Below are 12,635 nucleotides of genomic sequence, written 5' to 3' on the forward strand. Positions count from 1 at the left end.
CGGGTCACCGGGGCGTCACCCGGGTAGGACTGTGGCTGTCCTGACTGGGCGTTGCCGAGACATCGCAGGAGCCGCGAGTGGCCGCTTATCTCGACCGTGACGGAGCCGACGGACCGGACGTGCCGGCGCAGGACGCGCCGCCGCCCCCGCCCGAGCTGGTGGCGCTGGCGCAGGCCCACGGCGTGGACACCCGCTGCGGCCCCGGAGGAGTGCCGGCCGGCGCCCGCACGCTGGTCGCCGTCCTCGCCGCGCTCGGCGTGGACGCGGCCACCCCCGAGGCCGCCCGCGCCGCGCTCGACCGGCACCGGGCCCGGCAGCGCGCCCGCCTGCTGCCCCCGACCGTCGTGGCCAGGGCCGGACGCCGCACCGCGCTCGACCTCCCCGCCGAGACCCGGCTCGCCATCACCCTGGAGCAGGACGGCCCGGAGCAGGACGGCCCCGGGCGGGAGGCCCCCGGGCGGGCCGCCCGCTGGGAGCTCCCGCGCGGCCACGCCCACTGGCTGCCCGCCGACCTCCCGCCCGGCCGGCACACCCTGCACGCCGAGCTCCCCGGCCGCCCCGCCGCCACCGCCCACCTGATCGTCGCCCCCGACCGCCTCCCCGCCCTGCCCGGCCGCAACTGGGGCTTCCTCGCCCAGCTCTACTCCGTCCTCTCCGACCGCTCCTGGGGCATGGGCGACCTCGCCGACCTCGCCGACCTCGCCACCTGGGCGGGCTCGCTGGGCGCCGGCTTCCTCCAGATCAACCCGCTGCACGCGGGCCTGCCCGCCGTGCCCTCCGATCCGTCCCCCTACCGCCCCTCCTCCCGCCGCTTCGCCGACCCGGTCCACCTGCGGGTCGAGGAGGTCCCCGAGTACGCCTACCTGACCGGCCCGCCCCGCGCCGAGGCGGACGAGCTGCTCACCCGCGCCGCCCGGCTGCGCGCCGAGGTGCTGGAGCACGACGGCCTCATCGACCGGGACGAGGTCTGGGCCCTCAAACGCCGCGCCCTGGAGCTGCTGCACGCCGAGCACCGCCGGTACGCGGCCCGGCACGGCGCCGTCCGCACCGCCGCCTTCGACGCCTACCGGGCCCGCGAGGGCGAGTGGCTGGAGCGGTACGCGCTCTGGAACGCCCTGGCCGAACGCCACGGCGCCGACCACCACCGCTGGCCGAAGGGCCTGCGCCACCCCGACTCCCCGCACGTGCGGCACGCGGCCGCCGAACTCGCCGACCGGGTCGACTTCCACCGCTGGCTGGCCTGGCAGACCGACCGCCAGCTCGACCGGGCCCAGCGGGCCGCCCGCACCGCCGGGATGCCGGTCGGCCTGGTGCACGACCTCGCGGTCGGCGTCCACCCCGACGGCGCCGACGCCTGGGCGCTCCAGGACGTCCTCGCCACCGGCATCTCGGTCGGCGCGCCGCCGGACGCCTTCAACGCGCACGGCCAGGACTGGGGCCTGCCGCCCTGGCGCCCGGACGCGCTGGCCGCCGCCGGCTACGCGCCCTTCGCCGAGCTGATCCGCTCCGCCGCCCGGCACGCCGGCGCCCTGCGGATCGACCACGTGATGGGCCTGTTCCGGCTCTGGTGGGTGCCGGCCGGGCACGCCCCGACCGAGGGCGTGTACGTCCGTTACGACGCCGAGGCGATGCTCGCCGTGCTCGCCCTGGAGGCGCACCGGGCCGGCACGGCGGTGGTCGGCGAGGACCTCGGCACGGTCGAGCCGGGCGTCCGCGAGCAACTGGCCGAGCGCGGTGTGCTCGGCACCTCGGTGCTCTGGTTCGAGCGGGACTGGGAGGCCGACGGCGGGATCCTGGCGCCGCGGCGGTGGCGCGCGGGCAGCCTCGCCACCCTGACCACGCACGACCTGCCGTCCACCGCCGCCCGGCTCTCCGGCGAGCACGTGGAGCTGCGCCACCGGCTGGGCCTGCTGGCCCGCCCGCTGGGCGAGGAGCGGGCCCAGGCCGCCGCCGAGCTGGCCGACTGGCGGGCCGAGCTGGTCCGGCTGGGCCTGCTGGGCGCGGACGAGCCGCTCTCCGCCGTCGCGCTCCACCGGTTCCTGGCCGCCACCCCGGCCGGACTGGTCGGTGTCTGGCTGCCGGACGTGGTCGGCGACCCGCGCCCGCAGAACCTGCCCGGCACCTGGGACCAGTACCCGAACTGGCGCCTGCCGGTCGCCGACGGCTCCGGGACGCCGGTCACCCTGGACACCCTGGCCGCCGCCCCGGACGTCCGCGCCCTCGCGGACCTGCTGCGCTCCGTGGGCGTGCGGCCGGACACCGCCCGCGGGGGCGCTCCCGAAAGGCCGACCCCGCCGAGCGGGCCGGCGTAAGTGACGGGTAAGTTGGCACCGTGGACAAGAGGAACGCTTTGCGAGCCGGCGCGGTCACCGCAACGGTCACGCTGATGATGCTGCTGTCGTCGCCCGCCATGGCCCTCACCCGGGACGACGGCGACGACCCGGGTAGCGGCCTGAGCGTCGCCGAGACCCTCGGCCTGTACGTGCTGCTCCCGATCGCGGCCTTCGTGATCATCGGCGGCCTGGCCGCGCTGCCGCTCGGCGACAAGGGCAAGAAGAAGTAGCCGAGGGGTTCCTTCCTCCGCCCACGAACCCCAGCACAGACCCCGAGGGGGCGCCGGACCAGGTCCGGCGCCCCCTCGTGCGTTCCCCCTCCGCCCGCGCGGGGCGGAGGGGGAACCGGGACGTCAGCGCGCCGCGGCGGCCCGGTCGGCGGCCTGGGCCTTCAGCGCCCGCTCCACCCCGGCCCGCGCCTCGACGACCTGCCGCCGCAGCGCCGGCGCCGGCTCGGCCGAGGCCAGCCACGCGTCGGTGGCGTCCAGCGTGGCCTGCTCGACCAGCAGCGACGGGTACAGCCCGGTGATGATCTGCTGCGAGATCTCGTGGCTGCGGCTCTCCCAGACGCCCTTGACCGCGGCGAAGTACTTCTCCGCGAAGGGCGCGACCAGCGCGCGCTGGTCGGCCTGCTGGAAGCCGGCGATCACCGCCGCCTGCACGTAGTTGGTCAGCTCGTCCGACTCCACCACGGACGCCCAGGCCGCGGCCTTGGCCTCGGTGGTCGGGCGGGCGGCGCGGCAGCTGGCCGCGTGCTCCTGGCCGGCCGCGGTGTTGTCGCGGGCCAGCTCGGCCGCGATCGCGGCCTCGTCGGCCCGGCCGGTCGCGGCGAGGCGGCCCAGCAGGGTCCAGCGCAGCTCGGTGTCCACGGCCAGGCCGGGGATCTGCGCGGTGCCGTCCAGCAGCCCGGCGAGCAGGCCGAGCTGACCGTCGGTGCGGGCGACGCCGGCCAGCGCGCGGGCCCAGGCCAGCTGGTGGTCGCTGCCCGGCTCGGCGGCGCGCAGCGCCTCCTCGGCGGCCTCGGCCCAGCGGGCCAGGCCCTGCTCGCGCCAGGCCGGGTCGGTGTAGGCGTCCAGCGCCAGCTTGACCTGGCGGTGCACCGACTGGACGACGCCGATGTCGCTCTCGCCCGGCAGGCCGGACAGGGCGAGCGTCAGGTAGTCGCGGGCGGCCAGCTCGCCGTCGCGGGTCATGTCCCAGGCGGAGGCCCAGCACAGCGCGCGCGGCAGCGCGTCGGTGAAGCCGCCGAGGTGCTCGGTGACCACGGCCAGCGAGTCCTCGTCCAGCCGGACCTTGGCGTAGGACAGGTCGTCGTCGTTCAGCAGGATCACGGCCGGGCGGTGGCGGCCGACCAGCTGCGGCACCTCGGTGCGCGGGCCGTCGACGTCCAGCTCGATCCGGTCGGTGCGCACCAGCGCGCCGTCGGTCAGCTCGTACAGGCCGACGGCGATCCGGTGCGGGCGCAGCACGGCCTCGCCCTTGGCGCCGGCCGGCAGCGCCGGGGCGTCCTGGAGCACGGCGAAGGACTCGATCTCGCCGTCGGTGTTGAGGGTCAGCGCGGGCCGCAGCACGTTGATGCCGGCGGTCTCCAGCCAGGCGGCGGACCAGGCCTTGAGGTCGCGTCCGCTGGCCTCCTCCAGCGCGCCGAGCAGGTCGCCGAGCCGGGTGTTGCCCCAGGCGTGCCGCTTGAAGTAGGCGCGCACACCCTCGAAGAAGGCGTCCTGGCCGACGTAGGCCACCAGCTGCTTGAGCACCGAGGCGCCCTTGGCGTAGGTGATGCCGTCGAAGTTGACCTGGACGTCCTCCAGGTCGTTGATGTCGGCCATGATCGGGTGGGTGGACGGCAGCTGGTCCTGCCGGTACGCCCAGGTCTTCATCTGGTTGGCGAAGGTGGTCCAGGAGTTGGGCCACTTCGAGTCCGGCGCCTCGGCCTGGCAGACCGCCTCGGCGTAGGTGGCGAACGACTCGTTCAGCCAGAGGTCGTTCCACCACTCCATGGTGACGAGGTTGCCGAACCACATGTGGGCGAGCTCGTGCAGGATCGTCGCGGCGCGGGCCTCGTACGCGGCGTCGGTCACCTTGGACCGGAACACGTACTGGTCGCGCAGGGTGACGGCGCCCGCGTTCTCCATCGCGCCGGCGTTGAACTCCGGCACGAAGAGCTGGTCGTACTTGGGGAACGGGTAGGGGAAGTCGAACTTCTCCTGGAAGTAGTCGAAGCCCTGCTTGGTGACCTCGAAGATCGCCTCGGCGTCCAGGAACTCGCGCAGCGAGGGCCGGCAGTAGATGCCCAGCGGCACCTTCTGCTCGCCGCTCTCGTAGGCGTCGAAGACCCCGACGTAGGGGCCCGCGATGAGCGCGGTGATGTAGGAGGAGATCCGGCCGGTCGGGGCGAAGCGCCACACCCGGGTGTCCCCCTCGCCCTCCGGCTCGGGGGTGGGCGAGTTGGAGATCACGCTCCAGCCGGCGGGCGCGGTCACGGTGAAGGTGAACGCGGCCTTCAGGTCCGGCTGCTCGAAGGCGGCGAAGACCCGGCGGGCGTCCGGCACCTCGAACTGGGTGTAGAGGTAGGTCTCGCCGTCGACCGGGTCGACGAACCGGTGCAGGCCCTCACCGGTGTTGGTGTAGGCGCAGTTCGCGACGACGCGCAGCTCGTTCTCGGCGGCGAGGCCCGCCAGCGCGATCCGGCTGTCGGCGAAGACGGCGGTGTCCAGCCGCTCGCCGTTGAGGACGATCTCCTCGACGCTCGGGGCGACCAGGTCGATGAAGGTGGAGGCGCCCGGGGTGGTGGCGGTGAACCGGACCACGGTGGTGGACCGGAAGGTGCCCCCCTCTCGGGCCGAGCTCAGGTCGAGCTCGATGTCGTACGCGTCCACGTGCAGGAGGTCGGCCCGGGTGCGGGCCTCCTCACGGGTCAGGTTGGTGCCGGGCACTCGCGGGACTCCTTTGTCAGGCTGATGCCTGGCATCCTGCCATGCCCGCCCGCCGGGCCCGTCGGTATATGCCCGGATACGGGGCGGGCGGGGCGGAGGGGAACCGTGCGTCCCCTCCGCCCCGCCCGCGCGGCGTCACTTCTTGACGTACTTGAACACCGGTGCGTCGAAGCTGCCGCGGGAGAAGCCGTACAGCGACCCGTCGGAGTTCAGGACGAACTCGTTGGTGCTCATGCCGATGTTGAAGGCCGAGTCCTTGCCGACGGTGAGGTTGCCGAGCTCGCTGACCGCGCCGTCGGCGGGGGCGAGCGCCACCAGCTTGGCGTCGTTGCCGTAGCCCATGTCCAGGATCGCCCGGACCTTGCCGTCCTTGTCGGTGCCGGAGACCAGCCGCAGCCCGTCCTTGGCCTTGCCGTCGGTCGACCAGAGCCGCTTGCCGGTGGTCAGGTCGTAGGCGTTGACGGCCGGCTTGCTCGGGTTGGTCTGCACGTACAGGGTGGTGCCGCTGACCACGCTCTGGGTGAAGGCGTCGGCCAGGCCACTCAGCCGCAGGCTGTCGTAGCCGGGCTCCTTGACGGGCATCTGGGTGCCCGGCTTGTTGGTCTTGTCGAACGGCAGCACGTAGTCGCCGTTCGCGCCGCTGGACATGGACAGCACGAGCGGCTGGTCGGAGAGGACCTTGTCGACCCGCTCGATGCTGCCGGTCAGGGTGAGCGGCGCGGGCGAGGCGACCTTGCCGGTGTCCGTCTCGACGATCACCAGCTGCGACTTGACGGTGGTGTTGAGGCCGTAGCAGCGGTCGGTGACCACGATCTGCGCGCCGGCGGCGGTGCCGTAGACGCTGCAGTCCTTCTCGCGCGGCTGGAACGCCCAGACCGCGGAGCCGTCGGCGACGTTGACCGCGGCGGCCGTGTTGGCGCCGATGCCGACGACCTTGTCGGTGATGGTCAGGGTGGGGGAGGTCATCCGGCTCTGCCCGACCTTGACGGTCCACGACAGCTTGCCCGTGGTGAGGTCGACGGCGGCGATGGTGGAGCAGTCGCTGTCGCCGGTGTTCAGCGAGATCGCGGCGACGTGCTTGGAATTGGCGTTGTACGAGGCGGTGCAGAACTCCTTGGCGCCGGACGGCACCGGGATGGTCCAGGCCTCCTTGCCGTCGGAGGTGTTGACGGCGCGGATACCGGTGGTGTCGGCGCGCACCGCGACCTTCTCGGCACCCCAGATGGCGAGCAGCCGGGTGGTGCCGCTGACCGAGCTGGCCGGCTTGTCGGCCGCCCAGGCCAGGTTGTAGGCGCCGGCCTTGCCGCCGCCACCCCCGGTGCCGCCGCTGCTGGTGCTCGGCGCGGCCGACGGCGAGGTGCTGCCGCTGACGTCCGGCGAGGTCCCGCCGGTGACCTGGCCGGTGCTGCCGCCGGAGGCGGCCGGCGGGTCGTCCTTCTTCTTGTTGTCGTCGGTGAAGAGCACGACCAGCGCGGCGACGATGGCGATCGCCAGCACACCGCCGATGATGCCGCCCCAGACCATGACGGGGTTGCGCCGCTTGGGCGGGGCGGGCACCGGGGCGCCCGGGTAGTAGCCGCCCTGCTGCGGGTAGCCGTACCCGGCGCCGCCGTCGGCGGGCGGCGGCGCCGCGTAGCCGTACGGCTGCTGCGCCGGGCCCCCGAACTGCGGCTGGCCGGGGGCCGGGTCGTACGGGCCGACCGGCGCGCCGGGTGCCGGTGCCTGCGCGGGGAAGGCCGGGGCGGTGGGCGCGTAGGCGTACCCGCCCGGAGCCGCGGCCGGCGGTGCCGGTGGTGCGGCGGGCGGCGCGGCCGGGGCCGCCGGCGCGGCCTGACCGGGGACCGCCGCCCCGTCGAGCTGAGTCTGCTGGTCCGCCACGGCCGCCGGGTCGACGCCGCCCGGCTTGCGTCCGAACGCGACGCCCCGGTTGTCCGGTCCACCGCCGGGAGCTTCGCCAGCTCCCGGTATGGGGTGATCCCCTGCCATCTGTTGCCCCGTCATGTCTGGAAGCGTCCCGGGCTCGGCGCACGATCCGTGACCGGCGGGACAGGTGAGATTGGGCACCATCGTACGGGGGGTCGGTTTTCGGACGGGCGGCGGAACCCGGAAGCCCGGCCGTCCCCGCGCCGACCTGGGGTGCTGTCAGTCCCCGGCCCACCTCGCTGACCTGCTCCCCGGCCCTTCCCGGGGGCCCGGCCGGGCCCGCTCGCGGCCCCCGCCCGGTCCCCGCCCCTCCGCCGTCCCTTCGCCGTCCCTCCGCCGTGCCTTCACCTTCCACGGGAGGGCCTAGGCTTCAGGACTTGAAAGGGGACGCCCGGCGGAGGGGTCCCCGCGCCCTTGGGAGGGTGGATCATGTCGACGGACACACCGGGCTCGCAGTCCTCGCTGCACCGGGCCAACCTGGAGCGGGTGCTCCGCGCGGTGCGGATGGCCGGTTCGCTGACCCAGGCCGAGATCGCCCGCGGGACCGGCCTCTCGGCGGCCACCGTGTCCAACATCGTCCGGGAACTGAAGGAGAGCGGCACCGTCGTGGTGGCCGACACCTCCGCCGGCGGCCGGCGCGCCCGCAGCGTCTCGCTCAGCGGGGACGCGGGCATCGTGGTGGGCATCGATTTCGGCCACACCCACCTGCGGGTCGCCGTCGGCAACCTCGCCCACCGCGTGCTCGCCGAGGAGAGCGCCCCGATGGACGTCGACGTCTCCGCGGCCCAGGGCTTCGACCGGGCCGAGGCCCTGGTCGGGCGGCTGCTCGCGGAGGCCGGTTTCCGCCCCGACAAGGTGATCGGCGTGGGCCTGGGCGTTCCCGGCCCGATCGACGTGGAGACCGGCGCGCTGGGCTCCACCGCGATCCTGCCCGGCTGGACGGGCATCGCCCCCGGCCGTGAGCTGGCCGAGCGGCTCGGCATGCCGGTGCACGTCGACAACGACGCCAACCTCGGCGCGCTCGGCGAGCTGGTCTGGGGTGCCGGCCGGGGCCTGAACGACCTCGCCTACATCAAGGTGGCCAGCGGCGTCGGCGCCGGCCTGGTGGTCAACGGGCAGATCTACCGGGGGCCGGGCGGCACCGCGGGCGAGATCGGCCACATCACCCTGGACGAGGCCGGCCCGGTCTGCCGCTGCGGCAACCGGGGCTGCCTGGAGACCTTCGTGGGCTCCCGCTACCTCCTGAACCTGCTCACCCCCACCCTCGGCACCGGGCTCACCCTGCCCAGGGTGGTGGAGCTGGCCCGCGAGGGCGACCTCGGCTGCCGCCGGGTGATCGCCGACGCCGGCCGGCAGATCGGTATCGGCGTCGCCACCCTGTGCAACCTGCTCAACCCGCGCCGGGTGATCCTCGGCGGCGACCTCGCCGACGCCGGCGAGCTGGTGCTCGCGCCGATCCGCGACTCGGTGGCCCGCTACGCCATCCCCAGCGCCGCCCGTCAGCTGTCGGTGGTCCCGGGTACCCTGGGCGGCCGCGCGGAGGTCCTGGGCGCGCTCGCCCTGGTGATGAGCGAGGCGGGCGACTCCAGCGCGCTCGCGGTCGCCCGCTCCTGAACGCACACCGACACGCCGGTTTTCCAGGTTCACTCGAAAGAGTGACCATCGAGGTGGCTGGCGCGTACCGGCCGCCGGCACCGGACGCGCCGCCCGGCGTCCGGTGGGCGGACATTAGACTCGACCGGTCGACACCGGGCAGCGACGCCCGTCGGGCCCCCGCGGTCCGCGAACACTGAACGAGGAGGAACGGGTGGCCCTGCTGACCCGCATTCGGGGACCGCGCGATCTCGACCGGCTCACGCCCGGACAGCTGACCGCGCTGGCCCAGGAGATCCGGACCTTCCTGGTGACCGAGGTCTCCAAGACGGGCGGCCACCTCGGCCCGAACCTCGGCGTGGTGGAGCTCACCATCGCGCTGCACCGGGTCTTCGACTCCCCGCGCGACCGCGTCCTCTTCGACACCGGCCACCAGAGCTACGTCCACAAGCTGCTCACCGGCCGCCAGGACTTCTCCGGCCTGCGCACCAAGGGCGGCCTGTCCGGCTACCCGTCGCGCGCCGAGTCCGAGCACGACGTGATCGAGAACTCGCACGCCTCCACCGTCCTCTCCTACGCCGACGGCCTGGCCAAGGCCAACCAGCTGCTCGGCAAGCACGACCCGGTGGTGGCCGTGATCGGCGACGGCGCGCTGACCGGCGGCATGGCCTGGGAGGCGCTCAACAACATCGCCGACGCCAAGGACCGCCCGGTCGTCATCGTCGTCAACGACAACGAGCGCTCCTACTCGCCCACCATCGGCGGCCTGGCCAACCACCTCGCCACCCTGCGCACCACCCAGGGCTACGAGCGCTTCCTGTCCTGGGGCAAGGACGCGCTGCAGCGCACCCCCGTGGTCGGCCAGCAGCTGTTCGAGACCCTGCACGGCGCCAAGAAGGGCCTGAAGGACTTCATCGCCCCGCAGGGCATGTTCGAGGACCTCGGCCTCAAGTACATCGGCCCGATCGACGGCCACGACCTCACCGCCCTGGAGTCCGCGCTCACCAAGGCGCGCGGCTTCGGCGGCCCGGTGATCGTGCACTGCCTCACCGAGAAGGGCCGCGGCTACCACGCCGCCGAGAACAACGACGAGGACCGCTTCCACGCGGTCGGCGTGATCCACCCGGAGACCGGCCTGCCGATCAAGAGCGGTGGTGGCCGGAGCTGGACCTCGGTCTTCGCCGAGGAGATGGTCGCGCTCGGCCACGAGCGCGAGGACATCGTCGGCATCACCGCCGCGATGCTGCACCCGGTCGGCCTCGCCCCCTTCGCGGAGGCCTTCCCGGAGCGCATCTTCGACGTCGGCATCGCCGAGCAGCACGCCGTCACCAGCGCGGCCGGCCTGGCCACCGGCGGCCTGCACCCGGTCTTCGCGGTCTACGCGACCTTCCTGAACCGCGCCTTCGACCAGGTCCTGATGGACGTCGCCCTGCACAAGCTGGGCGTCACCTTCACCCTGGACCGGGCCGGCGTCACCGGTGACGACGGCGCCTCGCACAACGGCATGTGGGACATGTCGATCCTGCAGGTCGTCCCCGGCCTGCGGCTCGCCGCCCCGCGCGACGCCGACCAGCTGCGCGCCCAGCTGCGCGAGGCCGTCGAGGTCAAGGACGCCCCGACCGTGGTCCGCTACTCCAAGGGCACCGTCGGCCCGGCCGTCCCGGCGGTCGGCAAGGTCGGCGGCATGGACCTGCTGCGCGTCAACCCGGACGCCGAGGAGGGCCGCCGGGCCGACGTGCTGATCGTCTCGGTCGGCGCGCTCGCCCCGATGTGCCTGGAGGTGGCCGACCTGCTGGCCGCCCGGGGCATCACCTCCACCGTGGTGGACCCGCGCTGGGTCAAGCCGGTCGACCCGGCGCTGCCCGGCCTGGCCGCCGAGCACCGGGTGGTCGTCACGGTCGAGGACAACGGCCGGGTCGGCGGCGTCGGCGCGGCCGTCGCCCAGGCGCTGCGCGACGCGGACGTGGACCTGCCGGTGCGCGACTTCGGCATCCCGCAGGAGTTCCTGGACCACGCCTCGCGGCCCGAGATCCTCGCCGAGACCGGCCTCACCGCCCCGGACGTCGCCCGCCGGGTGGCCGCGCTGGTCTCCCGCCTCGACGTGACCGTCGAGGCCTGACCCGCCGCCCCGTGCCGCCGTCCCGCCCCGGCCGTGTGTGACAACTCTGTACCAGTCGCACCGGCCTGGGGCTGATAATCGCACCAAAGGCGGGACCGGCGCTGCCCGCGCCGATCCCGCCCGGTAGGTTGTCATCCGTGCCGACCCCCATCCGATCCCGTCTCTCCGCGCTCGCCGAGCGCCTGCCCGTGGGGGTACCCCCGGCCTCCGGCTGGGAGCGCGTGAAGACCGGCTACTGGTCGCGGCTGGTGCCGCTGCTGGCCCTGGTCGCCCTGCTCACCCACCTGCCGTCCTTCATCCGCCCGGTCTGGAGCCCCGACGAGGGCTTCCTGGCCACCCAGGCCCGGATGCTCGCCGACGGCGGCGTGCTCTACGACACCGTGGTGGACCGCAAGCCGCCGCTGCTGCCCTGGCTCTACCAGGCCTGCTTCGCGGTCTTCGGCTCCGCCTCGCTCTGGCCGCTGCGCACCCTGGCGGTGGTCGCCCACCTGGTCACCGCGATCCTGCTGGCCTCGATCGCGCGCGGCCGCTGGGGCGACCGGGCCGGCGTCGGCGCGGGGCTGCTCTACCTGCTGGTCTCCATCGGGCTCTCCCCGGAGGACACCCAGGCGGCGACCTTCGAGGTCTTCATGCTGCCCGCCATGGTGGCCGCCTTCCGCTACGCGGAGCGGCGCCGCTGGCTGGCCGCCGGCATCGCGGTGGCGCTCTGCTCGCTGACCAAACAGACCGGTGGCGCGGTGCTGCTGCCGGTGCTCTGGATGCTCTTCCAGGACGCCCGCCGGCGCGGTGTGCGCTGGATCCCCGCCCTGCTCAAGATCGGCTTCGGCTTCACCCTGCCGATAGCGCTGGTCGCGGTGATCCTCACCAAGCCCAAGGGCTTCCTGTTCTGGGTGGTCACCGGCAGCGGCGACTACGCCACCGCCGGCGGCGCCTTGCTGCAGATGGTCGGCCGGGCGCTCGGCAACTCGGCGATCCTGATCGGCGCCGGCCTCGGCTTCCTGCTGCCGGTCGGCCGCCGGCTCTGGCTGAAGTACCGGCACCGCCCGCTGCCGGTCGCCGGCGAGGAGCACGGCTCCACCACCGACCTGTGGATGTGGCTGCTCTCCTCGGTCGTCGCGGTCAGCGTCGGCTTCCACTTCTTCGGCCACTACTACCTCCAGCTGATGCCGCCGCTGGTGCTGCTGGGCACCGGGGCGATCGCCACCTCGGCCGTCCGCTGGAAGCCGGTGCTGGCGTACACCACGGCCGCCGCCACCTTCTTCTGGGGCCTGGCGCTGGCCTGGCCGGGGGAGCGGCTGGACCGCACCACCGAGGTCGCCACCGCCGTCGCCGCGCAGACCACCCCCAAGGACACCGTGCTGGTCTGGGGCATGCACCCGGAGCTGTACTGGCTCGCCGACCGCAAGCCCGCCAGCCGCTACCTCACCGCGGGCTTCCTGACCAACTACAGCGGCGGCAAGGACGGCAGTGCCAACGTCGGCGAGCAGTTCTCGATGGCCAACGCCTGGCAGACCTTCGACCAGGAGATCGCCAAGGGCCTGCCCGAGGTCGTCGTCGACGACTCCGGCCTCGCGCCGTACCAGCCCGGCATGATCCCGAAGATCGAGAACCTGCTGGAGACCCACTACGAGATGGTCGGCGTCTTCGCCGACACCGTCGTCTACCGCCTCAAGCGCTGACCGCCCCGCCGGGGCCCCGGGCGGGGCGCCCCAGGAGGGGCGCGAAGGGCCGCAG

General features: G+C 74.1%; 7 protein-coding genes. 5 read left to right on the top strand and 2 right to left on the bottom strand.

Annotated features, from left to right (window positions below; genetic code table 11):
* The first annotated feature begins 119 nt into the window (after window positions 1-119).
* Window positions 120-2,312, top strand: a complete 2,193-nt coding sequence (malQ, locus tag ABT238_RS09785; RefSeq protein ID WP_502891418.1) for a 4-alpha-glucanotransferase — start codon at window positions 120-122, stop codon at window positions 2,310-2,312.
* Between the two features lie 20 nt (window positions 2,313-2,332).
* The gene (locus tag ABT238_RS09790) at window positions 2,333-2,563 is read left to right on the top strand and encodes a hypothetical protein (RefSeq protein ID WP_350567414.1); all 231 of its coding nucleotides are present in this window, start codon (window positions 2,333-2,335) and stop codon (window positions 2,561-2,563) included.
* Window positions 2,564-2,686: 123 nt separating this feature from the next.
* On the opposite strand, the gene pepN is transcribed toward ABT238_RS09790, so the two are convergent.
* Together pepN and ABT238_RS09800 are read right to left on the bottom strand one after the other, a co-directional pair.
* Entirely contained in the window at window positions 2,687-5,266 is a 2,580-nt protein-coding gene (pepN, locus tag ABT238_RS09795; RefSeq protein WP_350567425.1) for an aminopeptidase N, read from the bottom strand.
* Between the two features lie 135 nt (window positions 5,267-5,401).
* A complete protein-coding gene (locus ABT238_RS09800; RefSeq protein WP_350756401.1) occupies window positions 5,402-7,144 on the bottom strand; it encodes an outer membrane protein assembly factor BamB family protein in 1,743 nt (580 codons plus the stop codon).
* A gap of 474 nt (window positions 7,145-7,618) precedes the next feature.
* Here ABT238_RS09800 and ABT238_RS09805 point away from each other — a divergent pair, with 474 nt between their 5' ends.
* The 3 genes from ABT238_RS09805 to ABT238_RS09815 all read left to right on the top strand — a co-directional run bounded on the left by ABT238_RS09805 (window position 7,619) and on the right by ABT238_RS09815 (window position 12,580).
* Window positions 7,619-8,803 (top strand): ROK family transcriptional regulator, encoded by a 1,185-nt coding sequence (locus ABT238_RS09805; RefSeq protein WP_350756403.1) that lies wholly within the window; start codon window positions 7,619-7,621, stop codon window positions 8,801-8,803.
* A gap of 193 nt (window positions 8,804-8,996) precedes the next feature.
* A complete protein-coding gene (gene dxs / locus ABT238_RS09810) occupies window positions 8,997-10,901 on the top strand; it encodes a 1-deoxy-D-xylulose-5-phosphate synthase (protein WP_350756405.1) in 1,905 nt (634 codons plus the stop codon).
* Window positions 10,902-11,038: 137 nt separating this feature from the next.
* Window positions 11,039-12,580 (top strand): ArnT family glycosyltransferase, encoded by a 1,542-nt coding sequence (locus ABT238_RS09815; RefSeq protein ID WP_350567437.1) that lies wholly within the window; start codon window positions 11,039-11,041, stop codon window positions 12,578-12,580.
* The last annotated feature ends 55 nt before the right edge of the window (window positions 12,581-12,635 follow it).

It is taken from the genome of Kitasatospora sp. NPDC001527 (assembly GCF_040298605.1).
Classification (GTDB): domain Bacteria; phylum Actinomycetota; class Actinomycetes; order Streptomycetales; family Streptomycetaceae; genus Kitasatospora.

Coding starts and splice junctions, on each gene's coding strand:
- ABT238_RS09805 (WP_350756403.1), top strand. CDS start 7,619: ATGTCGACGGACACACCGGGCTCGCAGTCCTCGCTGCACCGGGCCAAC.